Origin of the sequence: Pseudomonas sp. LH1G9 (genome assembly GCF_002949975.1) — a bacterium.
Classification (GTDB): Bacteria; Pseudomonadota; Gammaproteobacteria; order Pseudomonadales; family Pseudomonadaceae; genus Aquipseudomonas; species Aquipseudomonas veronii.
The window spans coordinates 5279780-5305776 of record NZ_CP026880.1 but is presented as its reverse complement, the minus strand read 5'-3'; the positions used below and the strand labels follow the sequence as shown (position 1 = coordinate 5305776).

The window sequence follows — 25997 nt, the reverse complement described above, 5'->3', positions numbered from 1 at the left end:
TGCACTTCTCCTGGGTTCGAATTCGGGTAGCCCCCTATCGGACTCCTAAGCTTGATCTTCGTCAACTGCGACGGAGTTGAGTGCGGTGGTATCCTGTGCGCCCATTTGCCGCCGACGCCCAATGGCCTCGCGTAGCTTTGCCCGATTCAAGGTGATGCCATGACTACCCGCACCGAGGCTGTTAAAGCCTATCTGCTTGATCTGCAAGACCGTATTTGCAGCGCCCTGGAAACCTTCGAGACGGACACTCGCTTTATCGAAGACGCCTGGACCCGGCCAGCCGGTGGCGGCGGTCGCACCCGTGTGATTGAAAACGGTACGGTGATCGAAAAAGGCGGCGTCAACTTTTCCCACGTGTTTGGCAGCGGCCTGCCGCCGTCCGCCAGCGCGCATCGCCCCGAGCTGGCCGGGCGTGGGTTTGAAGCGCTGGGGGTGTCGCTGGTGATTCACCCGCACAACCCGCATGTACCGACTTCCCACGCCAACGTGCGCTTTTTCATCGCTGAAAAAGAAGGTGAAGAGCCGGTGTGGTGGTTCGGCGGCGGCTTCGACCTCACGCCCTATTACGCCAACGAAGAAGACTGCATCCACTGGCACCGCGTGGCCGAACAGGCCTGTGCGCCGTTTGGCGCCGACGTTTATGCGCGCTACAAGGCCTGGTGCGACACCTACTTCTACATCAAGCATCGCAACGAACCGCGCGGCATCGGCGGGCTGTTCTTCGATGACTTGAACGAGTGGGACTTCGACACCTGCTTCGCCTTCATCCGTGCCATCGGCGATGCGTACATCGACGCCTACCTGCCGATCGTGCAGCGCCGCAAGGCCCAGGCCTATACCGAACAGCAGCGCGAATTCCAGGAATTCCGCCGTGGTCGCTACGTTGAATTCAACCTGGTCTACGACCGTGGCACCTTGTTCGGCCTGCAGTCGGGCGGGCGTACCGAGTCGATCCTGATGTCGCTGCCGCCCCAGGTGCGCTGGAGCTACGACTGGAAAGCCGAGGCCGGCAGCGAAGAAGCGCGCCTCACCGACTACTTCCTGCAAGACCGCGACTGGCTCGGCGTGGCTGCGCCCAAGGCGGCGGTCTGATGGACCGTTATGTGGTGTTCGGCAACCCCATCGGCCACAGCAAGTCGCCGTTGATCCACCGCATGTTCGCCGAGCAGACCGGCGAGCAACTGGACTACAGCGCTCTGCTTGCGCCGCTCGAGGATTTCATCGGGTTTGCCCGTGAGTTTTTTCAACAAGGCCGTGGCGCCAACGTCACGGTGCCGTTCAAGGAAGACGCCTACCGCCTGGCCGACACCCTCACCGCACGCGCCGAGCGCGCCGGGGCGGTGAACACCCTGAGCAAGCTGGCCGATGGCAGCCTGCTGGGCGATAACACCGACGGCGCCGGCCTGGTGCGCGACCTGACGGTGAATGCCGGGCTGCACCTGCAAGGGCAACGCATCCTGTTGCTCGGCGCTGGCGGCGCAGTGCGCGGGGCGTTGGAGCCGTTGCTGGCCGAGCGGCCGGCGTCGCTGATCATCGCCAACCGCACCGTGGAAAAAGCCGAAATGCTCGCCGAGTTGTTCGACGATTTGGGCCCGGTGTCTGCCAGTGGTTTCGACTGGCTGTGTGAGCCGGTGGACGTGATCATCAATGCCACTTCCGCCAGCCTGTCAGGCGATGTACCGCCGATTGCGGGCAGCTTGATCGCGCCGGGCAAAACGTTTTGCTACGACATGATGTATGCCAAGGAACCGACCGCATTCTGCCGCTGGGCCACGGAACACGGCGCGGCGGTGGCGATGGATGGCCTCGGCATGCTGGTGGAGCAGGCGGCGGAAGCGTTCTTCCTCTGGCGCGGCGTGCGTCCGGATTCGGCGCCGGTGTTGGCCGAACTGCGCCGCCAATTGGCTTGAGGCAACTCGAAAGGTGGGAGGAGCAAGCCCCCTCCCACCTGTTTGACCGCATTCAGTCTTCGAAATGGATGGGGCAGTTGTCGGCGCCTTCCAGCTTTTTCAACTCCTCGACGACCTGCGGCCTGGCCCGGCGCAAGGTCAGGCTACGGCCCATCGCCCTTAATCGCCGCGCTTCCTGGTGCAGCATCTCCACCCCGGAATAGTCGATAAAGTTGATCTGCTGCGCTTCGATCACCACCCGCTCACTCTGCAGGCTTTGCAGGCGAACCTGCAGGTAATGGCTGGCGCCGAAAAAGATCGAGCCACCGACCCGCAACACCTCTTCCTCGCCGTCGCGCCATTGCTGAACCCGCGGCTGCGAGGTGCGCTTGAGGTAGAAAAACAGCGAGGCCAGCACTCCGGCGTAAATCGCGGTTTGCAGCTCCAGCAGCAACGTGGCGATGCAGGTCAGGCTCATCACCACAAACTCGGCGCGACTGACCCGGAACAACGCGCGAATGCCCCGATGATCCACCAGGCCCCAACTGATCAGCAGGATGCTCGCGGCCATGCTCGGGATCGGTATATGTGCGATCAGCGCTGCACCAAACAGTGCGAACAACGCCACCCACAGGGCGGAAAACACCCCCGCCAGCGGCGAGCAGGCGCCTGCTTCATAGCTGAGGCCGGAGCGCGTAAAGGAACCGGCCGACAGGTAGCCGGAGAAAAATCCGCCGACGATATTGGACAAACCCTGCGCTCGAACTTCCTGGTTGGCGTCGAGCAATTGCTGCGAGCGCGCCGCCAGCGAGCGCGCGATCGACAGGCTGGTCACCAGCCCGAGCATGCCCACCGCCACGGCGCTGGGCAGCAGGCGCAAGAGCATGTCCAGGTCCAGCGGCAACGGGCTGAATGGCGGCAGCTTGCCGATAAACGCACTGACCAGCGCCACCTGCCCGAATATCGCCGGCCACAGCCAGGCGGCCAGGCTGCCCAGCGCCAGCGTGATCAACAGCGTCGGCCAGCGCGGCAGCAGGTACTTGAGCAGCGCGCCCGCCAGCAAGGTGCCGAGCCCCAGGGCGAGTGAGGCGTGGTCCCACTCGCCGCTGTGCTCGATCAGTGCCATCAGACTGTTGATCGCCGTTGCCTGGCTCGGCATATCCAGGCCCAACAGGTTGGGCAGTTGGCCGAGGGCAATCACCACGGCGGCGCCGAGGGTGAACCCCAGCACCACCGAATGGGAGATGAAATTCACCAGCGCGCCGAAGCGCAGCAGGCCGAGCAACCACTGGAACACTCCGGCGAGGAAGGTCAGCAGCAGGATCAAGGTGATGTAGTCCTGTGAACCCGGCACGGCCAGGGGGCTGACGCTGGCGTAGAGCACGATGGAAATCGCCGCCGTGGGGCCGCAGATCAGGTGCCAGGACGAACCCCAGAGGCACGCGATCAGCACCGGGATGATCGCGGCGTACAGGCCGTATTCCGGTGGGAGACCGGCGATGAGCGCGTAGGCAATCGACTGCGGCAAGGCCAGCACTGCGCCGCTGAGGCCGACGATCGCGTCCCGGCCGACGCTGGCGCGGGTTTGGCGCGGCAGCCAACTGAGGAAGGGGAAGAGTGTGTGGCGGTTGGGCCGGGGCATCGCAAACTCGGATTGAAAGGTTTGGCTCAGGGTATCAGTACACACCGGCTTTTTGTGGGAGGGGGCTTGCCCCCGATAGCGGACTGACAGTCAATGATGTAGTGACTGATCCGCCGCTATCGGGAGCAAGCTCCCTCCCACATTTGGATAGTGGTGGGCTTTAGAGCTTGGCTTTTACGGCCGCCAATGCATCCTGGCCATCCACGGTTTTCACGCCGTCGAGCCACTGCTCGAGTACCGCCGGGTTGGCCTGGATCCACGCCTTCGCCGCATCCGCGTTGCTGACCTTGTTGTTGACCACCGCGGCCATGATGCTGTTCTCCATCGCCTGGGTGAAACTCAGGTTGGTCAGCAGTTTTCCTACGTTCGGGCAGGCTTGTGCATAACCCTTGCGCGTCAGGGTATACACGCTGCCGGTGTCGCCGAAGTACTTCTCGCCGCCCTTGAGGTAGTGCATTTTCAACTGCACGTTCATCGGGTGCGGGGTCCAGCCGAGGAAGGTGATGAAGCGCTGTTTCTTCACCGCCCGTGAGACTTCGGCGAGCATCGCCTGTTCGCTGGACTCGATCAGCTTCCATTGGCCCAGGTCGAAGTCGTTCTTCTTGATGATCTCCTGCAGCGAGAGGTTCGCTGGCGCGCCGGAGCCGATGCCGTAGATCTTCTTGTCGAACTTGTCGGCGAATGAGTTGAGGTCGGCAAAGTCATGCACCCCGGCGTCCCACACATAGTCCGGCACAGCCAGGGTGAATTCGGTGCCGTCGAGGTTTTTCGCCAACTGCACCACATCGCCGTTGGCCACGAATTTGTCGTAGAAACCTTGCTGCGCCGGCATCCAGTTACCCAGGAACACATCCACCTGGCCGTCCTTGAGCCCGCCGAAGGTGATCGGCACCGCCAGGGTGTCGACCTTGGGCTTGTAACCCATGCCCGTCAGCAGAAAACCGGCGACGGCATTGGTGGCGGCAATATCACTCCAGCCAGGATCGGCCATCCTCACCGTCTCACAACCGGCGTCCGCGTACACGGTGGCGCTGCTCAACGCCGCCATGCCCATTACGCCCAGCACCACAGTCAATTTTTGCATGGCCTTCCCTCTGTTTTATTGGTTTTGGCAGGGTTGTGGATAACGTGCCTTGCGCTCCAGGTCGTCGAGGTCGATATGGTTGCGCATGTATTGCTGACTGGCGTCCACCAGCGGCTGGTGATCCCAGCTCTTCAGCTTGCCCTGGGTCAGCGCCTGGTAGACCAGGCGGCGACGGCGTTGACTGGCGAGCACCTGCTGGTGGATCGCCGGGATGTCCCATTTGGCCCGCGCCTCAAGCAGAAAGGCGGCAAACAGCGCCCGATGCTGCGGCGATTGGCTGAGTTCTTCCTGTTCGCGCGGGTCGTTGTGTATGTCGAACAGTAGGCAGGGGTCGTCTTCGCTGTAGATGAATTTGTAGGCGCCACGGCGAATCATCATCAGCGGGCTGAGGGTGCCTTCGGCCATGTATTCGCCGAATACTTCGTCGTGCCCGCCCTGCCCTTGCAGGTGCGGGACCAGCGAGCGGCCGTCCATGGGCAAGAGCGGTTCGAGTTCGCCGCCGGCCAGTTCCACCAGGGTCGGCAACAGGTCGGCGGTGGAGACCGCCTGGGTCACACGGCCCGCCGCGAACTGCCCCGGCGCGCTGATCAGCAGCGGCACGCGGGCGGCCATTTCGAACCAGTGCATTTTGTACCAGAGGCCGCGCTCGCCGAGCATGTCGCCATGGTCGCCGGAGAAAATGATCAGGGTGTCGTCGGCCAGGCCGGTGTCTTCCAGGGTCTGCAGCAGCTTGCCGACATTGCTGTCGATGTAACTGCAGGCACCGAAGTAGGCGCGGCGCGCATCGCGGATCTTCTCCAGCGGCAGCGGCTTGTCCCACAGGTCGTAGACCTTGAGCAGGCGCTGGGAGTGCGGGTCGAGATCGCCCTGGGCCGGGGTTGTGGGCAACGGGATGTCGCTGTCGTCGTACAGATCCCAGAACGGTTTGGGAATGGTGTATGGGTCGTGGGGATGGGTCATCGACACGGTGAGGCAGAACGGCTGGTCGCCGCCCTCGCGAATGTGGTCGAACAGGTACTGCTGGGCCTTGAACACCACCTCTTCGTCGAAATCCAGTTGGTTGGTCCGCACGCACGGCCCGGCTTGCAGCACCGAGGACATGTTGTGGTACCAGGTGGGGCGCACGTCCGGCTCATCCCAGTTCACCGCCCAGCCATAGTCGGCGGGGTAGATGTCGCTGGTCAGGCGCTCTTCGTAACCGTGCAACTGGTCTGGCCCGCAGAAATGCATCTTGCCCGACAGCGCGGTGCGGTAGCCGAGCCGACGCAGGTAGTGGGCATACGTCGGCACATCGGCGGGGAAATCCGCCGCGTTGTCGTAGGCGCCGATCTTGCTCGGCAACTGGCCGCTGACCAGGGTAAAGCGCGACGGCGCACACAGCGGGCTGTTGCAGTAGGCGGCGTCGAACACCACACCTTGTGCGGCGAGGCGACTGAGGTTCGGCAACTTGATCGGGGAAGGTCCGTAGAACGGCAGCATCGGCGCGGCCATTTGATCGGCCATGATGAAAAGAATGTTCTTGCGCTTCATGGGTCTTCGGCATTCCATAGGCGGTGTTTATGCGAATGAGCATGCAGCCCATGGAAAATGGGGTAAAGCCCATGAAAGGCAATGTCTAGGATAAGTACAGCTTATGTATAAAGCCTTCGGCGACGTATCCCTCGATCTGCTCCGGGCGTTCGAAGCGGCGGCGCGCCACCGCAGTTTTACCGCTGCGGCGATGGAGCTGGGCACCACCCAACCGGCCATCAGCCAGCAGATCAAGCGCCTCGAAGAGCAATTGGCGATCCGCCTGTTTGATCGCATCTACCGTGGCATCGAGCTGACCGACGCCGGCGCGCTGCTGTTCGAACATGTCCAGGGCGGTTTGCAGACCATCAACCAGGGCCTGAGCGCGATCACCCAGCAGGACCAGCACGAAGTGCTGCAAGTGGCCACCGACTTCGCCTTCGCCGCCTACTGGCTGATGCCGCGCCTGCATCGCTTCCATGCGGCCAACCCCCAGGTCGACGTCAGCCTGGTGACCAGCGAGCGCAATCACGCCACGTTGCGCAGCGATATCGACGTGGCGGTGCTGTTTGGCGACGGCCGTTTCAAGCAGGGCGACAGCCTGTGGCTGTTCAATGAGGAAGTGTTCCCGGTGTGCAGCCCGCAATGGCTCAAGGACCAGGCCACGCCGCTGACCGTGCAGACCTTGCCCGACTGCCCCTTGCTGCACCTGCGCCAGGAACACACCAGCCAGTGGTTCGACTGGAGCGGCGTGTTCCGCGAACTGGGCATTACCAGCACGCCGACCCCCGGCCAACTGCGCTTCGATAACTACACCCTGTTGATCCAGGCCGCGATTGCCGGCCAGGGCGTGGCCATCGGCTGGCGCCACTTGGTGGACAACCTGCTGGAACAGAAGTGGCTGTGCCGGCCGATCAGCGACACGGTGATCTCACGCTTCGGCTACTACGTGGTGCAGCCGCAGCGCAAACGGCGGGGGCAGTTGGTCGAGCGGTTCGTCGACTGGCTGGTGGCGGAGCAGGCGCGCAGCGCACAGTCGCTGACCGGGTTGGCCCTGCCGTCGATTGCGGTCTAGGGGGCGATGACCTGAAGGACCACACCGAGTACGCGATCTGGATGGGTGCGATGCGCGAACTGAATCTGTCGGTTTTTTAACCTCTCTTATCAGATAAAGCCTGGCCGGTCCCGCAGTAAAAAGCGGAGTGGTTGTAGGATTTATCTCGATTCGTTCCAATATATGGGATTGATATTTATATATTGAGATATCGCCGAGCATAGGTTTATATTCGCCCATCTGCTTTTTTCAGCACCCACTCATTTCAGGTGAAGCGATGCCGGCGCAATTGATCGCGCTCGATTGGGGAACCAGTTCCCTTCGTGCTTATAAACTCGGCCCCGCAGGCGTGGTGCTGGAACAACGTGCGTTGGCGTCGGGGATCATGCACCTGCCCAGCCAGCCCCGGGAGATTGCCGGCGTTTGCTGCAGCGATGGCTTCGAGTTGGCGTTCGACGCGGCCTGTGGCGATTGGCTCGACGCGCAACCGGGCTTGCCGGTGATCGCCTGCGGCATGGTCGGCAGCGCTCAGGGCTGGAGCGAAGCGGCCTACCGCAACACCCCGGTCGACGTCGCCAGCCTCGGCCAAGCATTGCACCGCGTGCGCAGTGTGCGCGGCGTCGATGTGCATATCGTGCCCGGCGTGATCGAGCAGGTCGGCTTGCCCAACGTGATGCGCGGCGAAGAAACCCAGGTACTCGGCGTGCTGCAAGGCCTCGGCGCCGAGGTCTTGATCGGCCTGCCCGGCAGTCATTCCAAATGGGTCGAGGTGGTCGATGGCTGTATCACCCATTTCGACACCTTCATGACCGGCGAGCTGTTCGCGGTGCTGAGCAAGCACAGCCTGCTCGGGCGCACCCAACAACCCGCCGAACACTTCCAGGCGGCGGCTTTCGACCGCGGCGTGCGCGTGGCGCTGTCGGCAGACGCCCAGCGCGGCGTGCTGTCGACGCTGTTCAGCGCACGCACCCTGGGCTTGACCGGCGAACTCGCTCCGGACCAGCAGCCCGACTACCTCTCCGGCCTGTTGATCGGCCATGAACTCGCCGGCTTGCCCGGTGCCGCCAAACATAAGCCGATCATCCTGGTCGGCGCCGCACCGCTCTGTACACGTTACCAGCGTGCCCTCGGCCTCTGCGGCTTCGCCCACGTCAGCCTGGCGCAAGAGGCCAGCGAACGCGGCCTCTGGCAGTTGGCCCAGGCCGCCGGGCTCATTCAACCAGCAATGGAGGCCTGACATGCTCAAGCAAGCACTCACGCAAAACGGTTTGATCGCGATCCTGCGCGGCGTGCGCCCGGACGAAGCCGAGGCGATTGGCCAGGTGCTGTACCGCGCCGGTTTTCGCGTGATCGAAGTCCCGCTCAATTCGCCGGACCCTTACACCAGCATCCGCACCCTGCGTGACAGCCTGCCCGCCGATTGCCTGATCGGCGCCGGCACGGTGTTGACGCCGGCGCAGGTCGAGCAGGTCAAGGCCGCCGGTGGTCAGGTGATCGTGATGCCCCACAGCGACGCCAAGGTCTTGCGTGCCGCGAAAGCCGCCGGCCTGTACCTGTCGCCAGGTGTGGCCACCCCGACCGAGGCGTTCGCCGCGCTGGCCGAAGGCGCCGACGTATTGAAACTGTTCCCCGCCGAGCAAATGGGCCCGGCGGTGATCAAGGCGTGGCTGGCCGTGTTGCCGGCGGGCACGCTGTTGCTGCCGGTCGGCGGCGTGAGCCCGGCCAACATGCAGGTGTATTTCGACGCCGGCGCCAGGGGCTTCGGCCTGGGGTCCGGATTGTTCAAGCCGGGCATGTCCGTGGCCGAGGTGGCGAGCAGTGCCCAGGCGTATGTCGCGGCCTGGAATGCCCTGAACTGATCGCAAGCTTGGCGCCTTGGGCGCTGCATCGACAAGAGAGATAAGAAGATGAAAATCACCAAACTGACTACCTTCATCGTCCCACCGCGCTGGTGCTTCCTCAAAGTGGAGACCGACCAGGGCGTCACCGGCTGGGGCGAACCCGTGGTCGAAGGCCGCGCCCACACGGTGGCGGCTGCGGTCGAGGAACTGTCCGACTACCTGATCGGCAAAGACCCACGCAATATCGAAGACATCTGGACCGTGCTCTATCGCGGCGGTTTCTATCGCGGCGGCGCCGTGCACATGAGCGCGCTGGCCGGCATCGACCAGGCGCTGTGGGACATCAAGGGCAAGGCCCTGGGCGTGTCGGTCAGCGACCTGCTGGGCGGCCAGGTACGTGACAAGATTCGCGTGTATTCGTGGATCGGCGGCGATCGCCCCGCCGACACCGCCCGCGCCGCCAAAGAGGCCGTGGCCCGTGGCTTCACTGCGGTGAAAATGAACGGCACGGAAGAATTGCAGTTCGTCGACAGCTTCGAAAAAGTCGACCTGGCGCTGGCCAACGTCGCCGCCGTGCGCGATGCCGTCGGCCCCAACGTGGGCATCGGCGTCGACTTCCATGGCCGCGTACACAAGCCCATGGCCAAGGTGCTGATGAAAGAGCTGGACCCGTACAAACTGATGTTCATCGAAGAGCCGGTACTCAGCGAAAACTACGAAGCGCTGAAGGAACTCGCACCGCTGACCAGCACCCCGATTGCCCTGGGCGAGCGTCTGTTCTCGCGCTGGGACTTCAAACGCGTGCTCAGCGAAGGCTACGTCGACATCATCCAGCCGGACGCTTCCCACGCTGGCGGTATCACCGAAACCCGCAAGATCGCCAACATGGCCGAAGCCTACGACGTGGCCCTGGCGCTGCACTGCCCGCTGGGCCCGATCGCGCTGGCCGCCTGCCTGCAGCTGGACGCGGTCTGCTACAACGCGTTTATCCAGGAGCAAAGCCTGGGCATTCACTACAACGAGAGCAACGACCTGCTCGACTACGTGCGCGACCCGGGCGTGTTCGACTATGACCAGGGCTTCGTGAAGATCCCCAACGGGCCGGGCCTGGGCATCGAGATCAACGAGGAATACGTGATCGAACGCGCGGCCATCGGCCATCGCTGGCGCAACCCGATCTGGCGCCATGCCGACGGCAGTTTTGCCGAGTGGTGATGTCTGCCTGAAAAAATGTGGCAAAAAATGTGGGAGGGGGCTTGCCCCCGATAGCTGAGTGTCAGTCGACATCTTCGGCGGCTGGTTCACCGCTATCGGGGGCAAGCCCCCTCCCACATTTGAGCTGGTTTGGTCAGTAAGTCCGTCCTCAATAAACATAAGAAGAGACAACCCCATGCACCCTGAATCCCTCACCGGGCAGGCTTCTTTAGTCACGCCTAGCAGAAAGCGCTACTTCATCATGGTGCTGCTGTTTATCACCGTGGTGATCAACTACCTCGACCGCAGCAACCTGTCGATCGCGGCCCCGGCCCTGACCAGTGACCTGGGCATCGACCCGGTGCATGTCGGGCTGATTTTCTCGGCGTTCGGCTGGACCTACGCCGCCATGCAAATCCCCGGCGGCTGGCTGGTCGACCGGGTGCCGCCGCGCATCCTCTACACCGTGGCCCTGCTGCTGTGGTCCATCGCCACTGTGATGCTCGGCTTTGCGGCCAGCTTCATCGCGCTGTTTGTCCTGCGTATGGCGGTGGGCGCCCTGGAAGCGCCGGCCTATCCGATCAACAGCCGCGTGGTTACCACGTGGTTCCCCGAGCGTGAGCGCGCCACGGCGATTGGCTTCTACACCTCCGGGCAGTTCGTCGGGCTGGCGTTTCTCACCCCGGTGCTGGCCTGGTTACAGCACCACTACGGCTGGCACATGGTGTTTGTCACCACCGGCGGCGTCGGCATTCTCTGGGCGCTGATCTGGTACGCGGTGTACCGCGAGCCGAAGGACTTCAAAGGCGCCAACGCCGCTGAAATCGAACTGATCCGTGCCGGCGGCGGGCTGGTGGACATGCAGGCGCAAACCACCAAGGCACCGTTCAGTTGGGTCGACCTGGGCATCGTGCTGAGCAAGCGCAAACTCTGGGGCATCTACCTGGGGCAGTTCTGCCTGAACTCCACGCTGTGGTTCTTCCTGACATGGTTCCCGACCTATCTGGTGAAATATCGCGGGATGGACTTCATCAAATCCGGCCTGCTCGCTTCCCTGCCCTTCCTCGCGGCGTTTGTCGGCGTGCTGTGCTCCGGGATTTTTTCCGACTGGTTGATTCGCCGTGGCGCGTCGGTGGGCTTTGCGCGCAAGTTGCCGATCATTGGCGGGCTGTTGATTTCCACTGCGATCATTGGCGCCAACTACGTGGATTCGACGGCCTGGGTGATTGCGTTCCTGGCGGTGGCGTTCTTCGGCAATGGCCTGGCGTCGATCACCTGGTCGTTGGTGTCGACCTTGGCACCCGCTCGCTTGCTCGGCTTGACCGGTGGCGTGTTCAACTTCATCGGCAACCTGGCGGCGATTGCCACGCCGATCGTGATTGGCTTCCTGGCCAGCGGCGATTCGTTCGCACCGGCAATCACCTATATCGCAGTGCTGGCGTTGCTCGGGGCGCTTTCCTACATCTTGTTGGTGGGCAAGGTCGAACGGATCGAGTTGTAAAAAAACGGGCGACCTTGGGGTCGCCCGTTTTTTTTGCGGCTTACGGCACCGACATTTCGTTGCGGAATATATTCAGCGGGTCCCAGCGCTGCTTGGTACGCCGCAGGCGGCTTTCGATGATCAGGTCGGGGAAGAAAACCGTGTACCACTGAGGGTTCTTGGCGTTCGCCGGGTTGCCGCCGAGGTGCGTCATGTCGAGGTCGGGGTAATTGATGTAGCAGCCCTCGAACTCCGCGTTGAGCGGCACGCCTTGATCGTTGGCGAAGGCGTTGAAAAACAGCCCCTGAATCCAATCGGCATGTGCCTGGTCGGTGGCGGCGCTGGCATCGCGCCAATAACACTGCGGTTGCCACTTGAGGAAAGAGCCGCGCTGGGCCGCGGATGATTCGCGCCGAACCGCCGGATCTGGCTGGTTGATGCGCCCGCCGAACGACTGGATCTGTATGAGGCTTTGAGTCAACACGTTCGCCGGGTCGGGCCAGGTCAGAGTGGTCCAGATCGCGGATAACACCTGCGGCGTGAAAACGCCTTTCTGATAGGCCGACTTATAGCGCCCGCGCTGGTTGTCGCCGGAGCCGTTGAGGGTTTGCTGGCACGGCAGCCAGTCGAGGCGACGCACGACGGCCCGCGCCGTGCTCAAGGAGTTGATGACACGCCCGGTGGGGTTGCTTCGCGGCAGGTGGATCACGTGAAACGGTGTCACCGATTCGCTGGCGGCAATGCCGATGGCGTCCAGCATCGTCGTGACAAAATCGTTGAAGGGCGCCTGATCGTTCAACTCGCCGTCTTTGTCCACGTAGTGAATGCCCAGCGTGACGTTGCCGGTGTGCTGGTGGCGCATTTCCAGCTTGGTCGCCAGGCCCCAGGTGTCCGGGTCGGCCTGATGTTGGGCGAACCAGGCTTGATAGGCCACCAGCAATCGGTCGAGCGCCGGTTTGGTCAGCATCGCCCAGTCCCATTCCAGTACCAGCCAAAGCACCTCCTTGGGGGCGTCCGGCAGGTCCTTGAAGTAATAACTGGTGATGATCCCGAACTGCCCGCCGCCGGCACCGCAGCACGCGGCAAACAGGTCCAGTTCGTCCGGGTCGGTGCTCTCCCGGCAGACATGACGCGCTGTCAGGCCGTTGCCCTGGGCGTTGGGCACCAGAATATCGACACCGGACAGCCAGTCGCACACCAGGCCGTGTTTGCGCGAGAGCAGGCCGTAGCCGCCACCGCAGATGTGCCCGCCCAGGCCCACCGAATAACACGAACCCCCGGGCAGGGTCTTGTTGGCCAACGTGTACAGTGCGACGTAGGCGTCCCAGTTCTGCCCGCCGGCTTCCAGGCGAAAGCGGTAGCGATAGGGCAAGGTCGGAATCAACTGGGAGTGCAGTTGGCCGTCGGCGTCGTAGTCCAGTTGCTTCATTTGCCCGATATCCAGAATCGCCAATACCTCATTGGGGTTGTCGGGCATCTTGTTGGCGACGAAACCTTCGTAACAGTGGCCGCCGCTGCGCACGGTAATCCGGCCATTGGCAACGGCCAGGGCCTGCGCCGCAGCGTCGATGATGTCCTGGGGGCTGTAACAGAGGTAAATCAGGTTGGCGCCGTTGGGCGAGGATTGGCCCTGCACGTTGCCCAACGGCCAGCGCAGGTTGAAGCCTTTTTGCAAGGTGGCGTGACGGCGGTCCGATTCGGTGATGAGATCAAATGCCATGATGTACTCCATAGAGCCAAGAATGACTTCTGATGCGGCTAACTTAACGACCGGGAGCGCAAGAAATACCGGGGCTTGCTGAGGTGGTTAGACGGCAATAGGCATGAAGTGCGTTAAGGGGGAACGAACGGTTCGCCCCTTAAGCCTAGCGGAAGAAATCGCGGAACCGTGGCGTCAGTTCAACACGCCTTCCAGAATCTCATAGACGATACCGGTGCCCACTGCGATCAGCACCACGTCCGGGCCCGAACGGCGCCATTCGTAACCCTCGTAGTACGGCAGGCGTGCCAGGGCACACATACAAAAAAAGGGATTGCGAACACGGTTCGAAATCCCTTGGTCTTGTTGTTTAGGCCACGGTGTTGCCGGTTGATTCCTGTGTATCAGGAACTTTACCTACCGCATACGAGGCGCTTACTTACGTGCGTTACGGACACCTTCCGACAGCGCCGCGCACAGGCTCAGCACGCCGTCGATGGCTTGCTGGTCGTTGCTGGCGTTGGCGATGTGATCGATCAGCGCCGAACCCACCACCACACCATCGGCCAAGCGCGCGATGGCGGCCGCTTGTTCCGGCGTGCGGATACCGAAACCGATGCTGATCGGCAGGTCGGTATGGCGACGCAGGCGGGCCACGGCTTCTTCGACGTGTTCCAGGGTGGCGGCACCGGCACCGGTCACACCGGCTACCGACACGTAGTACACAAAGCCCGAGCTGCCGTTGAGCACGGTCGGCAGGCGCACGTCGTCGGTGGTCGGCGTGGTCAGGCGGATAAAGTCGATGCCTGCCGCCTGGGCCGGGTCGCACAGCTCGCCGTTATGTTCGGGCGGCAGGTCGACCACGATCAGGCCGTCGACCCCGGCTTGCTTGGCGTCGGCAATAAAGGCCGGCACGCCGTATTTGTGGATCGGGTTGAAGTAACCCATCAGCACCAGCGGGGTGTCGCTGTTGTCCTTGCGGAACTCGCGCACCATCCGCAGGGTTTTCGCCAGGTTCTGCTTGGCGCTCAGCGCGCGGATGTTGGCCAGTTGAATAGCCGGGCCGTCGGCCATCGGGTCGGTGAAGGGCATGCCCAGCTCGATCACGTCGGCACCGGCGGCGGGCAAGCCCTTGAGGATCGCCAGCGAGGTGTCATAACCGGGGTCGCCGGCGGTGACGAAGGTCACCAGAGCGGCGCGGTTTTGTTGCTTGAGTTGCGCAAAGCGGGTTTGCAGGCGGCTCATTTAGTGTTTCTCCTGCTGGGACTGTTCCATGTGGTGCATCACGGTCTGCATGTCTTTGTCGCCACGGCCGGACAGGTTGACCACCATCAGGTGTTCCTTCGGCAGGGTCGGTGCGCGTTTGAACACTTCGGCCAGGGCGTGGGCGCTTTCCAGTGCAGGAATAATCCCTTCCAGGCGGCAGCATTTGTGAAAGGCGTCGAGCGCTTCGTGGTCGGTCACCGAGGTGTACTGGACGCGGCCGATATCGTGCAACCAGGCGTGCTCAGGGCCGATGCCGGGGTAGTCGAGGCCGGCGGAAATCGAGTGGGCGTCGATGATCTGGCCATCGTCGTCCTGCAGCAGGAAGGTGCGGTTGCCGTGCAGTACGCCCGGTACGCCGCCGTTGAGGCTGGCGGCGTGCTTGCCGGTTTCGATGCCAAAGCCCGCGGCTTCCACGCCGATGATCTCGACGCTGCTGTCATCCAGGAACGGGTGGAACAGGCCCATGGCGTTGGACCCTCCGCCGATGCACGCCACCAGGCTGTCCGGCAGGCGGCCTTCCTGGGCTTGCAGCTGGGTGCGGGTTTCCTTGCCGATCACGGACTGGAAGTCGCGCACCATCGCAGGATAAGGGTGCGGGCCGGCAACGGTGCCGATCAGGTAGAACGTGTCGTCGACGTTGGTCACCCAGTCGCGCAGGGCTTCGTTCATCGCGTCTTTGAGGGTGCCGGTGCCGGCGACCACCGGGATCACTTCAGCGCCCAGCAGCTTCATGCGAAATACGTTGGCCTGTTGGCGCTCGATGTCGGTGGTGCCCATGTAGATCACGCATTGCAGGCCGAAACGCGCGGCCACGGTGGCGGTGGCCACACCGTGCATGCCGGCGCCGGTCTCGGCGATGATGCGTTTCTTGCCCATGCGCCGCGCCAGCAGGATCTGGCCGATGCAGTTGTTGATCTTGTGCGCGCCAGTGTGGTTCAGCTCTTCGCGCTTGAGGTAAATCTTGGCGCCGCCGCAGAACTCCGTCAGGCGCTCAGCGAAATACAGCGGGCTTGGTCGACCGACGTAGTCGCGCTGGAAGTAGGCTAATTCCTCGTTGAACGCAGGATCAATCTTGGCCGCTTCGTACTCGCGGGCCAGGTCGAGGATCAACGGCATCAGGGTTTCGGCGACGTAGCGGCCGCCGAATGCGCCGAACAGGCCGTTGGCGTCAGGGCCGTTGCGTAGATCGGTCTGGGACTGAGTCATGGGACGCTCCAGGAAAAGAATTCGGGTGGGAAGCAATGACGCTCACTCTACCCCTGACGCTCAGGGCTGAAAACCGATAAGATCGCTACAACCTGTCAGGAAAACTCACAGATGAGCCGAGACCTCCCGCCCCTTAACGCCCTGCGCGCCTTCGAAGCCACGGCCCGCCTCAACAGCGTGAGCCAGGCGGCTGAGCAGTTGCACGTCACCCATGGCGCCGTGAGCCGCCAACTTAAAGTGCTGGAAGAACATTTGGGGGTCAGCCTGTTCGTCAAGGAAGGGCGCGGCCTCAAACTCACAGATGCCGGCGTGCGTCTGCGCGATGCGAGTGCCGAGGCGTTCGAGCGGTTAAGGGAGGTGTGCGCGCAAATTACCCAAAGCAGCGCCGATGCACCGTTCGTCCTCGGCTGTTCGGGCAGTTTGCTGGCGCGCTGGTTCATTCCGCGCCTGGGCCGCTTGAATGCCGACCTGCCCGATCTGCGCTTGCACCTGTCGGCGGGTGAAGGTGATCTGGACCCGCGCCGCCCCGGCCTGGATGCCCTGCTGTTGTTCGCCGAACCGCCGTGGCCGGCGGATATGCAGGTGTACGAGCTGGCCAGCGAACGCATCGGCCCGGTCATGAGCCCGCGTTTCGCCGGTTACGAACGCCTGCGCGACGCCCCGGCCACGGCGCTGTGCGGCGAAGCGCTGTTGCACACCACGTCTCGCCCGCAGGCCTGGCCCAGCTGGGCGCAGCAACACGGGATCGAACCCGGTGCGTTAAAACTCGGCCAGGGGTTTGAGCATTTGTATTACTTGCTGGAAGCGGCGGTTGCGGGGCTGGGTGTGGCGATCGCGCCGGAGCCGCTGGTGGCGGAGGACGTGCGCGCCGGTCGCCTGGTGGCGCCGTGGGGTTTCACGCAAACCCCGGCGCACCTGGCGTTGTGGCTACCCAAGCGCGCCGCGGACGGGCGCGCTCGGCAATTGGCGCAATGGCTCAAGGCTGAGCTGTCGCGCCAGCCGGTATAGCCGGCAGATCAGTTACCGCGTTTGCACAAAAGGTAAGCCGCCAGCAGGCCCAGCGCGCCAACGGCAACGCCGGCGGTAGTCCATGGGTGTTCTTGTGCGTAGTCCCGGGTCGCCACGCCGGTTTCGCGGATTTTGACTTTGCTTTCTTCGTAGGCGTCGCTGATCAGGTGGCGAGAATGCTTGAGCGCGTTCTCGGCATTGCTTTTCAGGGCCTTCAGAGTCTTGAGCGACTCATCGGATGCGTCGTCCTTGAGGCTCTCAAGAGACTTGAGCAGGCTCGAAATCTCGGCTTCCATGCTTTCCAGCGACGCTTTGCGTAAAGAGGTGTTGGCCATGTGGACTCTCCTGAAGTGATTGGGTGGCGTGTGTAGATACCGACTACGGCCGTCTCAGAAAGTGCAGTAAATCTGAACTTTCGAGTAGGAACGGTCGCCAGAAGCAGTATGAGCTTTGACTGCTAGGCTTTATTGACGACCCTCAGGAGAAACGCCATGTCTGATCATCACACTTACAAAAAAGTCGAATTGGTGGGTTCGTCCACCACCAGCATCGAAGAGGCGATCAACAACGCCCTGGCTGAAGCCAGCAAGAGCATCAAGCATTTGGAGTGGTTCGAGGTGACCGAAACCCGTGGCCATATCAAGGACGGCAAGGCTGCGCACTTCCAGGTTACGTTGAAGGTGGGGTTCCGAATTGCCAGTAGTTGAGCGAAACCGTTGAACTTGCCGGCTGGCCGATTGCCATAACCTGCGCTACAACCAATGGGGGCCGATGCGACCAGCGTCGGCCACGCTCGTTTCGATCAGCGCAAGGGAAGTGACGGATGAAAAAGTTCTTGTTAGCAGTAGGTTTGTTGAGCATGGCGGGCACCGTGCTGGCGGCGGGCAAGCCGTGTGAAGAGCTGAAAAGCGAAATTGCCGGGAAAATCGACGCCAAGGGTGCTTCGGGTTATTCGTTGGAAGTGGTGGCTAAAGGCGCTGCGGCTGACGGCAAGGTGGTTGGCACCTGCGAAGGCGGCACCAAGGAAATCGTCTACAAGCGCGGTTAATCGTGCGTTGCAGACATAAAAAACCGACGCGCGTGCGTCGGTTTTTTTTCGCCTGCCAGATTTAGCCCTTCATCAACTGCGCGAGCAGCTCGTAGGAATGAATCCGGTCGGCGTGTTCGTACAGGTCGCAGGTAAAGATCAGCTCGTCGGCGCCGGTCTGTTCGACCAGTACTTCCAGTTTGGCGCGGATCTTCGCCGGGCTGCCGACCATCGCCAGGCCGAGGAAGCTGCCCACCGCGTCTTTTTCATGGGGTAGCCACAGGCCGTCCATGCTTTCCACCGGCGGACGCTGCACCAGGCTCTGCCCGCGCATCAGCGCCAGGATGCGTTGGTAGACGGAAGTGGCCAGGTAATCGGCCTGTTCGTCGGTATCCGCCGCGACCAACGGAAGGCCGAGCATTACGTAAGGCTTGTCCAGAACGGCCGAAGGCTTGAAGTGATTGCGGTACACGCGAATCGCCTCATGCATCAAGCGCGGTGCGAAATGCGAGGCAAAGGCGTAGGGCAAGCCGCGCTCCCCCGCCAACTGTGCGCTGAACAGGCTGGACCCGAGCAGCCACACCGGGACGTTGGTGCCGGTGCCGGGAACCGCGATCACCCGCTGGTCGGGCGTGCGCGGGCCGAGGTAGGCCATCAATTCGGCCACGTCTTCGGGGAAGTCGTCGGCGCTGCCGGAGCGCTCACGGCGCAGGGCGCGGGCGGTCATCTGGTCGGAACCGGGCGCACGGCCCAGGCCCAGGTCGATCCGGCCGGGGTACAGGCTTTCCAGGGTGCCGAATTGTTCGGCGATCACCAGCGGTGCATGGTTGGGCAGCATCACGCCGCCGGAGCCGACGCGGATGGTCGAGGTGCCGCCGGCCAGGTAACCGAGCAATACCGAGGTGGCCGAGCTGGCGATGCCGTCCATATTGTGGTGTTCCGCCACCCAGAAGCGGTTGTAGCCAAACTTTTCCACATGCTGGGCCAGGTCCAGGGAATTGCGCAACGACTGCGCGGCGCTGCCGTTGGCCCGCACGGGCACCAGGTCGAGGGTCGAGAACTTCACGTCGGACAGCGATTTCATAAGCCTGCTTCTCCAATAAGGGCGCAGGTTTCTTAGACGAACCAAAACCTGCCGCTTCATGTGCATGTTCTATGCAATGAGGGCATATACCCGAGATTCAATAGGTCGTGCGAAATTTCCTACTTTGTTGCTAGGTTTCTCTTACAAGTGAACTTTGCCAAAGCATCTATCCTCAGAACCCTTACTGACGCAAAACCATCGTTTGAGGAGACTGCTATGAGTATCGTTAAAAAAGCATCCGCGCATTGGGAAGGTGATCTGAAGACAGGCCTGGGTTCCATCTCCACGGAAACCGGCGTGCTGCGCGAAGCGCCCTACGGCTTCAAGGCCCGTTTCGAGGGCGGCAAGGGCACCAACCCTGAAGAGTTGATCGGTGCGGCCCACGCTGGCTGTTTCTCCATGGCGTTTTCCATGATTCTCGGCGACGCCGGGCTCAAGGCTGACAGCATCGACACCCAGGCCGAAGTGACCCTGGACCAGGTCGACGGTGGTTTTGCGATCACCGCTGTACACCTGATCTTCAACGCCAAGATTCCCGGCGCGAGCCAGGCGCAGTTCGATGAGCTGAGCAAAAAGGCCAAGGAAGGGTGCCCAGTGTCCAAGGTGCTGAACGCGAAAATCAGCCTGGACGCCACCCTCGTCGACTGACACAGCCTTAGGTGAGAGGGGGCTTGCTCCCTCCCACATTCAGTTGTGCGTTAAATCAGAACTCGTGTTTCCCCGATGTGGTCCTATAGCCTATGCAGCCATAGGCGCACATTCGTGCGCGTGCATTCAGGGAGCTTCACACATGAAACGTTTTGTCTTGGCGATCATCTGCGGTGTATTGGCCACATCGGCTGTGGCCGCGCCCAAAGACTGCGAAGAACTCAGGAAAGAGATCGAAGTGAAGATCCAGGCCAAGGCGATTCCGTCCTACACCCTGGAAATCGTCAGCAAGGAAGAAGCCGACAAGCACGATGTCGCCATGGTCGTAGGCACGTGTGAGAACGGTACCAAGGCAATCATCTACCAGAAGAACAATGACTGATCAGATGCAGTTCACGCTGCGCTCCTGCGCCAATAACTGACGCGCGGCGTTGTACAGCCGGATATTCGGTGTGTAGGACAACGAGCGCCCCTCCAGGCGATAACGCTGGCCTGCCTCGAAGTGGTCGTACTGCAAGGTCATGAAACAGGTCCGGTCCTGGGTCTGCGACAACCCGCCAAAGCTGCCGCCGGTCGGCACTTCGAAATCAAACCGCACCATCAACTCGTGACTGCCCGGCGGGACCTGGAAGAAGCGCCCGTCGTTGAGGTTTTTCCCATCCAGACGTTGGGCCATCACCAGCTTGGCCCCCGGTGTCGGGGTGGCGAAATCGACCCAGGCCTGTTGCGCGTCCATCGGCGGGATGGGTGGTAAAGCACAGGCGCTGAGCAACAGGGCGGCGATGGGAAGCACTAGCTGGCGCATGGCGGGCACTCAACACAAGGAGAGCCTTGAGTATAAACGCGCTACGCCATGGAAAAACGCCGGGCAGTCACGATAGGCTGGCGAGCCAATTACCCAGGAGCAGTCGCGGCATGATCAGGCGTTTTCTTCCAGGGTTGTGGTGGGTGCTGCTCAGCGGTTGTTCCAGCGTCGATTACTACGGCCAATTGGCCAGCGGCCAGTGGCAGTTGCTGCAGGCTCGGGAGCCGGTGGCCAAGGTGATTGCCGACCCGGCGCGGCCGCAACAGTTACGTGAGCACTTGGTGCAATCGCAAAAGGCGCGCACGTTCGCCAGCGAGCAGTTGCACCTGCCTGACAATCAGAGTTACCGGTTGTACGCCGATATTGGCCGGCCTTATGTGGTCTGGAATGTTTTTGCCACGCAGGAATTTTCCTTGTCGGCGCAAAATCACTGCTTTCCCATCGCTGGCTGTGTCGCCTATCGCGGTTATTACAGCCAGGGCGCGGCGCGGGGTGAGGCGGCGTTGCTCAAGCAACAAGGCATGGACGTGTCGATTGGCGGCGTCGAGGCCTATTCCACCTTGGGTTGGTTCAATGACCCGATCATGAGTTCGATGCTGGGCTGGGGCGACGAGCGCCTGGCCACGTTGATTTTTCACGAGCTGGCGCACCAACGCTTTTACGTGAAGGACGACACCGAGTTCAACGAGTCCTTTGCCACCTTCGTCGAGCAGGAAGGCACGCGCCAATGGCGCGCCGCCCGGGGCCTGGCGCCGATCGGCAGCGCGGCGCTGCAGCAGCGTGACCAATTTACCCAGTTGGTCCTCGATACTCGCAAACGTCTGGAAACACTCTACGCCCAGCCCTTGGCGGCCGATGCGATGCGGCGGGCCAAGGCGGCTGAATTCGAGCGTTTGCGCAGCGACTACCGGCGGGTGCGGGACAGTCAGTGGGGCGGCGACACGCGTTATGACGCCTGGATGAACCTGCCGATGAACAATGCGCGGCTTTTACCGTTCGGGCTGTATGACCAGTGGGTGCCGGCGTTTGCGGCGTTGTTCCGGCAGGAAGGTGGGGATTGGCTGAAGTTCTATGCGGCAGTGGAGCGGATGGGCCAACTGCCGGTGGCGCAGCGTAAGGCGGCGTTGAGGCAGTTGGAAGGTGTTGGCCGGTAGGGCCTCATCGGGAGCAAGCCCCTCCCACATTTGGCCTGCGTACACGGATCAAAATGTGGGAGGGAGCTTGCTCCCGATAGCGCCCTCAAGGCCGCTGCAAAAACGCCTGATGCATCTGCGCCAACGTCTCGAAATGCCAGGTCGGCGCTTCGGCACTCAGCTCTTCGAAACTGCCGAACCCATACCCGACCGCCGCCGAATCCAGCCCATTGCTGCGCGCCCCGATCAAGTCATGCTTGCGGTCGCCGATCATCAAGGTGGTGGCCGGGTCCAGGCGTTCTTCGCGCATCAAGTGGGCGATCAGCTCGACCTTGTTGGTGCGCGTGCCGTCCAGTTCGCTGCCGTAGATCACCTTGAAGTGCTTGGCAAAATCGAAATGACGGGCGATCTCGCGGGCAAATTCCCACGGCTTGGAGGTGGCCACGTACAGCTGGCGCCCTTGGCTGTTGAGGGCTTCGAGCAGCGGCATCACCCCGTCGAACACGCGGTTTTCATACAAACCGGTGACTTTGAAGCGTTCACGGTAGAAATTCACCGCTTCCCAGGCCTTGGCTTCGTCGAAGTCGTAGAACTGCATGAAGGCTTGCAGCAACGGCGGGCCGATGAAATGTTCCAGTTGGGTGATGTCCGGCTCGTCGATACCGAGTTTGCCCAGGGCGTACTGGATCGAACGGGTAATGCCCTCGCGCGGGTCGGTCAGGGTGCCGTCCAGGTCGAACAGTACGGTTTGATGGTGCAGAGTCATTGATCGAATCCCTCGGCCAGGTGCAGGTCCTTGAGCTTCACGTAGTTCGCTGCGCTGTAGGTGAAAAACGCGCGTTCCTTGTCAGTCAGTTCGCGGATCTGTTTAACCGGGCTGCCGACGTACAAGAAGCCGCTTTCAAGTCTCTTGCCCGGCGGCACCAGGCTGCCGGCACCGATGATTACGTCGTCTTCGACCACGGCGCCGTCCATCACGATGCTGCCCATGCCGATCAGGATGCGATTGCCGACGGTGCAGCCGTGCAGCATGACTTTGTGGGCGATGGTCACGTCGTCGCCGATCAGCAGCGCAAAACCATCGGGATTGAACGGCCCGGCGTGGGTAATGTGCAGCACGCAGCCGTCCTGCACGCTGGTGCGCGCGCCGATGCGGATGCGGTGCATGTCGCCGCGGATCACCGTCAGCGGCCAAACCGAGCTGTCGTCGCCGATTTCGACATCGCCGATCACCACCGCCGAAATATCGACAAAAGCCCCGGCGCCCAGGGTTGGCGTGTGGTTCTGATAGGTGCGAAGGGTCACGATAGCCTCTCTCTCTTCTGCTGATAGCTGCGGTGGACGTTGATTGTAATTAAGATGGCCCCATCTTTGTTCTTACATGTTTCTTCAGCCAAGGTGCCAACCGTGAGCGCGAACAACCCTCTTCTGCAGCCCTACGACCTGCCGCCGTTCTCGGCGATCCGTGCCGAGCACGTTCAGCCGGCCATCGAACAGATCCTCGCCGACAACCGGCTTGCCATCGAAGGCATCCTGCAAAGCCAGGGGAAAAATCCGACGTGGGCCGGCCTGGTCCTCGCCATGGATGAGCTGAATGATCGCCTGGGTGCCGCCTGGAGCCCGGTCAGCCACCTCAATGCCGTGTGCAACAGCGCCGAACTGCGCGAAGCCTACGAGGCATGCCTGCCGGCGTTGAGCGCCTATTCCACCGAGATGGGCCAGAACCGCGAACTGTTCCAGGCCTTCGAAGCCCTGGCCAGCAGCCCGGAAGCCGGCGGTTTCTACGTGGCGCAAAAAACCATCCTGGAACACTCGCTGCGCGATTTCCGCCTGTCGGGTATCGACCTGCCGCCCGAACAGCAAAAACGCTACGCCGAAGTGCAAAGCAAGCTCTCCGAATTGGGCAGCAAGTTCTCCAACCAGTTGCTGGACGCGACCCAGGCCTGGACCAAACACGTCACCGATGAAGCCACCCTCGCCGGCCTGACCGACTCGGCCAAGGCGCAAATGGCCGCCGCAGCCCAGGCCAAAGGCCTCGACGGTTGGCTGATCACCCTGGAATTCCCCAGCTACTACGCGGTGATGACCTACGCCCAGGACCGCGCCCTGCGCGAAGAAATCTACGCAGCCTATTGCACCCGAGCGTCGGACCAAGGCCCGAATGCCGGTCAGAACGATAACGGCCCGGTCATGGAACAGATCCTCGACCTGCGTCAGGAACTCGCCCAACTGCTGGGCTATGCGTCCTTCTCGGAATTGAGCCTGGCCACGAAAATGGCCGACTCCAGCGACCAGGTGCTGAGCTTCCTGCGCGACCTGGCCAAGCGCAGCAAGCCGTTTGCCGCCCAGGACCTGCAACAGCTCAAAGCCTACGCCGCCGAACAAGGCTGCGCCGACCTGCAAAGCTGGGACAGCGGTTTCTACGGTGAAAAACTGCGTGAGCAGCGCTACAGCGTGTCCCAGGAAGCCCTGCGCGCCTACTTCCCGATCGACAAGGTGCTTGGCGGCCTGTTCGCCATCGTGCAGCGCCTGTATGGCATCGAGATCGCCGAGCAGAAGGGCTTCGACACCTGGCACCCAGACGTGCGCCTGTTCGAAATCAAAGAAAACGGCCAGCACGTCGGCCGCTTCTTCTTCGACCTGTACGCCCGCGCCAACAAGCGTGGCGGCGCCTGGATGGACGGCGCTCGCGACCGTCGCCGCACCATCGACGGCGTGCTGCAAAGCCCGGTGGCCAACCTGGTGTGCAACTTCACCCCGGCCGACAGCGGCAAGCCTGCCCTGCTGACCCACGACGAAGTGACGACGCTGTTCCACGAATTCGGCCACGGCCTGCATCACCTGCTGACCCGTGTCGAGCATGCCGGCGTGTCCGGCATCAACGGCGTGGCCTGGGATGCGGTGGAATTGCCGAGCCAGTTCATGGAGAACTGGTGCTGGGAGCCGGAAGGCCTGGCACTGATCTCCGGCCATTATGAAACCGGCGAGCCGCTGCCCCAGGACCTGCTGGAAAAAATGCTCGCGGCGAAGAACTTCCAGTCCGGCCTGATGATGGTGCGCCAGTTGGAGTTCTCGCTGTTCGACTTTGAATTGCATGCCACCCATGGCGATGGTCGCAGTGTGGCGCAGGTACTTGAAAGCGTGCGCGACGAGGTGTCGGTGATGCGTCCGCCGGCCTATAACCGCTTCCCCAACAGCTTTGCGCATGTCTTTGCCGGTGGTTACGCTGCGGGTTACTACAGCTACAAGTGGGCTGAAGTGCTGTCGGCCGATGCGTTCTCCAAGTTCGAAGAAGACGGCGTGCTCAACGCCGAAACCGGACGTGCTTTCCGCGAGGCGATCCTGGCCCGTGGCGGTTCCCAGGCGCCGATGGTGTTGTTTGTCGATTTCCGCGGGCGTGCGCCGTCGATTGACGCACTCTTGCGCCACAGTGGCCTGAGTGAGGACGCAGCAGCATGAGTGAAGTACCTGTGAGTACCAAAAAGCAATTTATCGCCGGGGCCGTCTGCCCGGCGTGCAGCGAGCCGGACAAGTTGAAGATGTGGACCGAGGACAACGTGCCGCATCGCGAGTGCGTGGCCTGCGGCTATACCGACACACTGAATGATCAGGGCTTGTCGGTGCCCAAGGAATTGGGCACGCGGGTCAACACCTCGGCGCTCAAAGCGCCGGACCCGACGGTGCAGTCGGTGCAATTTTTTCCTAATCCCAAGCTGAAGAAAGACTGAGACCCTGTCAGGGGGTTGTCAGCGTCAGCGTGCTTTTCAGAGGTTCGACATGGCTGTTGCCGGCCGTGTTGAACCAGCTTTTCACCGAGCACAGGGCAAACGCGCTGGTGCTGCAATCGCCATTGGCCAAGGCTGTGCGCAACTTGTCGATATCGGCCTTCATCATGTAGCGAACGCCGTCCTTGAAGCCCTTGCTGCTGCCGAAGCCGCCCAGGGTCATTTCGTTCAACGCCTCTTCCTTGCTCCACCCCTGAACCACCACGCGATACATCGCCGCCATCAGGCCGGTGCGGTCTGAGCCATGCTTGCAGTGCATCAATACTGCACCGTTGGCTTCGGAGTCGCGGATCGCCCTCAGTGCGGCCAGCACGTCAGCGTCATCGACATGATTTGTGCGATAAATCAGCTGGATCTGTCGGATATCAGAATTTTTTAGCCAGCTGTCGTCGGACTCCGGCAGAAAGTTGATCACCGTGCCGACCTTGAGCTTTTCCAGCAGGGGCACGGCATTGCTGTCCGGCAGCGCGCTGCGGTAGAGGGTGGGCGTCATCTGGTGCAGGTTGTATTGATTGCCGACCGGCTGCGCCCATTCGGGGGAGCGAAGGGATGTGCTGTCGTCCGCCCAGGTGTGAGCGCTGGTGAACAGTGCCAGGAACGCAAGGCCGAGGGCCGGTAGCCATTGATGATTGAACATGGGCGA

At 62.1% G+C, this 25997-nt stretch carries 27 protein-coding genes and 2 pseudogenes; 16 read left to right on the top strand and 13 right to left on the bottom strand.

Going from position 1 to position 25997, the window contains the following annotated elements; all coding sequences use genetic code 11:
- Window positions 1-159: 159 nt before the first annotated feature.
- The gene (hemF, locus tag C5F70_RS24430; protein ID WP_017848972.1) at window positions 160-1092 is read left to right on the top strand and encodes an oxygen-dependent coproporphyrinogen oxidase; all 933 of its coding nucleotides are present in this window, start codon (window positions 160-162) and stop codon (window positions 1090-1092) included.
- The gene (aroE, locus tag C5F70_RS24425; protein WP_017848973.1) at window positions 1092-1910 is read left to right on the top strand and encodes a shikimate dehydrogenase; all 819 of its coding nucleotides are present in this window, start codon (window positions 1092-1094) and stop codon (window positions 1908-1910) included. The genes hemF and aroE overlap by 1 nt, the downstream gene beginning before the upstream one ends.
- 52 nt (window positions 1911-1962) lie before the next feature.
- Here aroE and C5F70_RS24420 read toward each other — a convergent pair whose 3' ends face one another.
- The 3 genes from C5F70_RS24420 to betC form a co-directional block, all read right to left on the bottom strand.
- Entirely contained in the window at window positions 1963-3531 is a 1569-nt protein-coding gene (locus tag C5F70_RS24420; RefSeq protein WP_104904198.1) for a SulP family inorganic anion transporter, read from the bottom strand.
- Window positions 3532-3691: 160 nt separating this feature from the next.
- Window positions 3692-4615 carry a choline ABC transporter substrate-binding protein gene (gene choX, locus C5F70_RS24415; protein WP_017848975.1) on the bottom strand — a complete coding sequence of 308 codons (924 nt, stop codon included), beginning with the start codon at window positions 4613-4615 and terminating at the stop codon, window positions 3692-3694.
- A 15-nt stretch (window positions 4616-4630) separates the two neighbouring features.
- Window positions 4631-6145 carry a choline-sulfatase gene (betC, locus tag C5F70_RS24410; protein WP_104904197.1) on the bottom strand — a complete coding sequence of 505 codons (1515 nt, stop codon included), beginning with the start codon at window positions 6143-6145 and terminating at the stop codon, window positions 4631-4633.
- Window positions 6146-6248: 103 nt separating this feature from the next.
- Here betC and C5F70_RS24405 point away from each other — a divergent pair, with 103 nt between their 5' ends.
- The 6 genes and pseudogenes from C5F70_RS24405 to C5F70_RS24380 all read left to right on the top strand — a co-directional run bounded on the left by C5F70_RS24405 (window position 6249) and on the right by C5F70_RS24380 (window position 11714).
- Window positions 6249-7199, top strand: coding sequence for a LysR family transcriptional regulator (locus C5F70_RS24405; RefSeq protein ID WP_017848977.1), 951 nt, complete (start codon window positions 6249-6251; stop codon window positions 7197-7199).
- Window positions 7200-7201: 2 nt separating this feature from the next.
- Window positions 7202-7279 (top strand): annotated as a pseudogene (locus tag C5F70_RS31255) (4,5-dioxygenase); the annotation flags it as partial.
- 176 nt (window positions 7280-7455) lie between these two features.
- Window positions 7456-8415, top strand: coding sequence for a 2-dehydro-3-deoxygalactonokinase (locus tag C5F70_RS24395; RefSeq protein WP_104904196.1), 960 nt, complete (start codon window positions 7456-7458; stop codon window positions 8413-8415).
- 1 nt (window position 8416) lies between these two features.
- Window positions 8417-9037 carry a 2-dehydro-3-deoxy-6-phosphogalactonate aldolase gene (locus C5F70_RS24390; protein WP_017848979.1) on the top strand — a complete coding sequence of 207 codons (621 nt, stop codon included), beginning with the start codon at window positions 8417-8419 and terminating at the stop codon, window positions 9035-9037.
- 48 nt (window positions 9038-9085) lie between these two features.
- The gene (gene dgoD, locus C5F70_RS24385) at window positions 9086-10234 is read left to right on the top strand and encodes a galactonate dehydratase (RefSeq protein WP_003170741.1); all 1149 of its coding nucleotides are present in this window, start codon (window positions 9086-9088) and stop codon (window positions 10232-10234) included.
- Window positions 10235-10409: 175 nt separating this feature from the next.
- Window positions 10410-11714, top strand: coding sequence for an MFS transporter (locus tag C5F70_RS24380; RefSeq protein WP_046381554.1), 1305 nt, complete (start codon window positions 10410-10412; stop codon window positions 11712-11714).
- A gap of 40 nt (window positions 11715-11754) precedes the next feature.
- Here C5F70_RS24380 and C5F70_RS24375 read toward each other — a convergent pair whose 3' ends face one another.
- From C5F70_RS24375 to trpB, 4 genes and pseudogenes are all read right to left on the bottom strand, one after another.
- Entirely contained in the window at window positions 11755-13413 is a 1659-nt protein-coding gene (locus C5F70_RS24375) for a BBE domain-containing protein (protein WP_104904195.1), read from the bottom strand.
- Between the two features lie 174 nt (window positions 13414-13587).
- Window positions 13588-13707, bottom strand: a pseudogene (locus C5F70_RS24370) (RcnB family protein); the annotation flags it as partial.
- A 120-nt stretch (window positions 13708-13827) separates the two neighbouring features.
- Complete coding sequence (trpA, locus tag C5F70_RS24365) at window positions 13828-14637, bottom strand: tryptophan synthase subunit alpha (RefSeq protein WP_104904194.1); 810 nt, start codon at window positions 14635-14637, stop codon at window positions 13828-13830.
- Window positions 14638-15864: a tryptophan synthase subunit beta gene (gene trpB / locus C5F70_RS24360; protein ID WP_017848984.1), complete on the bottom strand. Its 1227-nt coding sequence runs from the start codon at window positions 15862-15864 to the stop codon at window positions 14638-14640.
- 111 nt (window positions 15865-15975) lie between these two features.
- Here trpB and C5F70_RS24355 point away from each other — a divergent pair, with 111 nt between their 5' ends.
- Complete coding sequence (locus C5F70_RS24355; protein ID WP_017848985.1) at window positions 15976-16872, top strand: LysR family transcriptional regulator; 897 nt, start codon at window positions 15976-15978, stop codon at window positions 16870-16872.
- An 8-nt stretch (window positions 16873-16880) separates the two neighbouring features.
- Here C5F70_RS24355 and C5F70_RS24350 read toward each other — a convergent pair whose 3' ends face one another.
- Window positions 16881-17207 carry a YqjD family protein gene (locus tag C5F70_RS24350; RefSeq protein ID WP_010565821.1) on the bottom strand — a complete coding sequence of 109 codons (327 nt, stop codon included), beginning with the start codon at window positions 17205-17207 and terminating at the stop codon, window positions 16881-16883.
- 156 nt (window positions 17208-17363) lie between these two features.
- On the opposite strand from C5F70_RS24350, the gene C5F70_RS24345 reads away from it, so the two are divergent.
- Window positions 17364-17579: a dodecin gene (locus C5F70_RS24345; protein WP_017848986.1), complete on the top strand. Its 216-nt coding sequence runs from the start codon at window positions 17364-17366 to the stop codon at window positions 17577-17579.
- Window positions 17580-17695: 116 nt separating this feature from the next.
- Window positions 17696-17920, top strand: a complete 225-nt coding sequence (locus C5F70_RS24340; RefSeq protein ID WP_104904193.1) for a DUF1161 domain-containing protein — start codon at window positions 17696-17698, stop codon at window positions 17918-17920.
- 61 nt (window positions 17921-17981) lie between these two features.
- Here C5F70_RS24340 and C5F70_RS24335 read toward each other — a convergent pair whose 3' ends face one another.
- A complete protein-coding gene (locus C5F70_RS24335; RefSeq protein WP_017848988.1) occupies window positions 17982-18983 on the bottom strand; it encodes an LLM class flavin-dependent oxidoreductase in 1002 nt (333 codons plus the stop codon).
- Between the two features lie 216 nt (window positions 18984-19199).
- Here C5F70_RS24335 and C5F70_RS24330 point away from each other — a divergent pair, with 216 nt between their 5' ends.
- Together C5F70_RS24330 and C5F70_RS24325 are read left to right on the top strand one after the other, a co-directional pair.
- Entirely contained in the window at window positions 19200-19631 is a 432-nt protein-coding gene (locus tag C5F70_RS24330) for an OsmC family protein (protein ID WP_104904192.1), read from the top strand.
- Between the two features lie 142 nt (window positions 19632-19773).
- The gene (locus C5F70_RS24325) at window positions 19774-20013 is read left to right on the top strand and encodes a DUF1161 domain-containing protein (protein ID WP_017848990.1); all 240 of its coding nucleotides are present in this window, start codon (window positions 19774-19776) and stop codon (window positions 20011-20013) included.
- Here the strand turns inward: C5F70_RS24325 and C5F70_RS24320 are convergent, their stop codons facing one another.
- Window positions 20014-20436: a hypothetical protein gene (locus tag C5F70_RS24320; protein ID WP_017848991.1), complete on the bottom strand. Its 423-nt coding sequence runs from the start codon at window positions 20434-20436 to the stop codon at window positions 20014-20016.
- A gap of 110 nt (window positions 20437-20546) precedes the next feature.
- Here C5F70_RS24320 and C5F70_RS24315 point away from each other — a divergent pair, with 110 nt between their 5' ends.
- Window positions 20547-21590, top strand: a complete 1044-nt coding sequence (locus C5F70_RS24315; protein ID WP_102618189.1) for an aminopeptidase — start codon at window positions 20547-20549, stop codon at window positions 21588-21590.
- An 85-nt stretch (window positions 21591-21675) separates the two neighbouring features.
- Here the strand turns inward: C5F70_RS24315 and C5F70_RS24310 are convergent, their stop codons facing one another.
- Together C5F70_RS24310 and C5F70_RS24305 are read right to left on the bottom strand one after the other, a co-directional pair.
- Window positions 21676-22335: an HAD family hydrolase gene (locus C5F70_RS24310; RefSeq protein WP_079442550.1), complete on the bottom strand. Its 660-nt coding sequence runs from the start codon at window positions 22333-22335 to the stop codon at window positions 21676-21678.
- Entirely contained in the window at window positions 22332-22874 is a 543-nt protein-coding gene (locus C5F70_RS24305; protein WP_017848994.1) for a gamma carbonic anhydrase family protein, read from the bottom strand. Before C5F70_RS24305 ends, C5F70_RS24310 begins: the two co-directional genes overlap by 4 nt.
- A 102-nt stretch (window positions 22875-22976) precedes the next feature.
- Between C5F70_RS24305 and prlC the strand changes: the two genes are divergently transcribed.
- The gene (gene prlC / locus C5F70_RS24300; protein ID WP_104904191.1) at window positions 22977-25028 is read left to right on the top strand and encodes an oligopeptidase A; all 2052 of its coding nucleotides are present in this window, start codon (window positions 22977-22979) and stop codon (window positions 25026-25028) included.
- Entirely contained in the window at window positions 25025-25297 is a 273-nt protein-coding gene (locus C5F70_RS24295; protein WP_017848996.1) for a YheV family putative zinc ribbon protein, read from the top strand. Before prlC ends, C5F70_RS24295 begins: the two co-directional genes overlap by 4 nt.
- A gap of 7 nt (window positions 25298-25304) precedes the next feature.
- Here the strand turns inward: C5F70_RS24295 and C5F70_RS24290 are convergent, their stop codons facing one another.
- Window positions 25305-25991: a tyrosine-protein phosphatase gene (locus C5F70_RS24290; protein WP_017848997.1), complete on the bottom strand. Its 687-nt coding sequence runs from the start codon at window positions 25989-25991 to the stop codon at window positions 25305-25307.
- Between the last annotated feature and the right edge of the window lie 6 nt (window positions 25992-25997).

Coding starts and splice junctions, on each gene's coding strand:
- hemF (WP_017848972.1), top strand. CDS start 160: ATGACTACCCGCACCGAGGCTGTTAAAGCCTATCTGCTTGATCTGCAA.
- aroE (WP_017848973.1), top strand. CDS start 1,092: ATGGACCGTTATGTGGTGTTCGGCAACCCCATCGGCCACAGCAAGTCG.
- C5F70_RS24420 (WP_104904198.1), bottom strand. CDS start 3,531: ATGCCCCGGCCCAACCGCCACACACTCTTCCCCTTCCTCAGTTGGCTG.
- choX (WP_017848975.1), bottom strand. CDS start 4,615: ATGCAAAAATTGACTGTGGTGCTGGGCGTAATGGGCATGGCGGCGTTG.
- betC (WP_104904197.1), bottom strand. CDS start 6,145: ATGAAGCGCAAGAACATTCTTTTCATCATGGCCGATCAAATGGCCGCG.
- C5F70_RS24405 (WP_017848977.1), top strand. CDS start 6,249: ATGTATAAAGCCTTCGGCGACGTATCCCTCGATCTGCTCCGGGCGTTC.
- C5F70_RS24395 (WP_104904196.1), top strand. CDS start 7,456: ATGCCGGCGCAATTGATCGCGCTCGATTGGGGAACCAGTTCCCTTCGT.
- C5F70_RS24390 (WP_017848979.1), top strand. CDS start 8,417: ATGCTCAAGCAAGCACTCACGCAAAACGGTTTGATCGCGATCCTGCGC.
- dgoD (WP_003170741.1), top strand. CDS start 9,086: ATGAAAATCACCAAACTGACTACCTTCATCGTCCCACCGCGCTGGTGC.
- C5F70_RS24380 (WP_046381554.1), top strand. CDS start 10,410: ATGCACCCTGAATCCCTCACCGGGCAGGCTTCTTTAGTCACGCCTAGC.
- C5F70_RS24375 (WP_104904195.1), bottom strand. CDS start 13,413: ATGGCATTTGATCTCATCACCGAATCGGACCGCCGTCACGCCACCTTG.
- trpA (WP_104904194.1), bottom strand. CDS start 14,637: ATGAGCCGCCTGCAAACCCGCTTTGCGCAACTCAAGCAACAAAACCGC.
- trpB (WP_017848984.1), bottom strand. CDS start 15,864: ATGACTCAGTCCCAGACCGATCTACGCAACGGCCCTGACGCCAACGGC.
- C5F70_RS24355 (WP_017848985.1), top strand. CDS start 15,976: ATGAGCCGAGACCTCCCGCCCCTTAACGCCCTGCGCGCCTTCGAAGCC.
- C5F70_RS24350 (WP_010565821.1), bottom strand. CDS start 17,207: ATGGCCAACACCTCTTTACGCAAAGCGTCGCTGGAAAGCATGGAAGCC.
- C5F70_RS24345 (WP_017848986.1), top strand. CDS start 17,364: ATGTCTGATCATCACACTTACAAAAAAGTCGAATTGGTGGGTTCGTCC.
- C5F70_RS24340 (WP_104904193.1), top strand. CDS start 17,696: ATGAAAAAGTTCTTGTTAGCAGTAGGTTTGTTGAGCATGGCGGGCACC.
- C5F70_RS24335 (WP_017848988.1), bottom strand. CDS start 18,983: ATGAAATCGCTGTCCGACGTGAAGTTCTCGACCCTCGACCTGGTGCCC.
- C5F70_RS24330 (WP_104904192.1), top strand. CDS start 19,200: ATGAGTATCGTTAAAAAAGCATCCGCGCATTGGGAAGGTGATCTGAAG.
- C5F70_RS24325 (WP_017848990.1), top strand. CDS start 19,774: ATGAAACGTTTTGTCTTGGCGATCATCTGCGGTGTATTGGCCACATCG.
- C5F70_RS24320 (WP_017848991.1), bottom strand. CDS start 20,436: ATGCGCCAGCTAGTGCTTCCCATCGCCGCCCTGTTGCTCAGCGCCTGT.
- C5F70_RS24315 (WP_102618189.1), top strand. CDS start 20,547: ATGATCAGGCGTTTTCTTCCAGGGTTGTGGTGGGTGCTGCTCAGCGGT.
- C5F70_RS24310 (WP_079442550.1), bottom strand. CDS start 22,335: ATGACTCTGCACCATCAAACCGTACTGTTCGACCTGGACGGCACCCTG.
- C5F70_RS24295 (WP_017848996.1), top strand. CDS start 25,025: ATGAGTGAAGTACCTGTGAGTACCAAAAAGCAATTTATCGCCGGGGCC.
- C5F70_RS24290 (WP_017848997.1), bottom strand. CDS start 25,991: ATGTTCAATCATCAATGGCTACCGGCCCTCGGCCTTGCGTTCCTGGCA.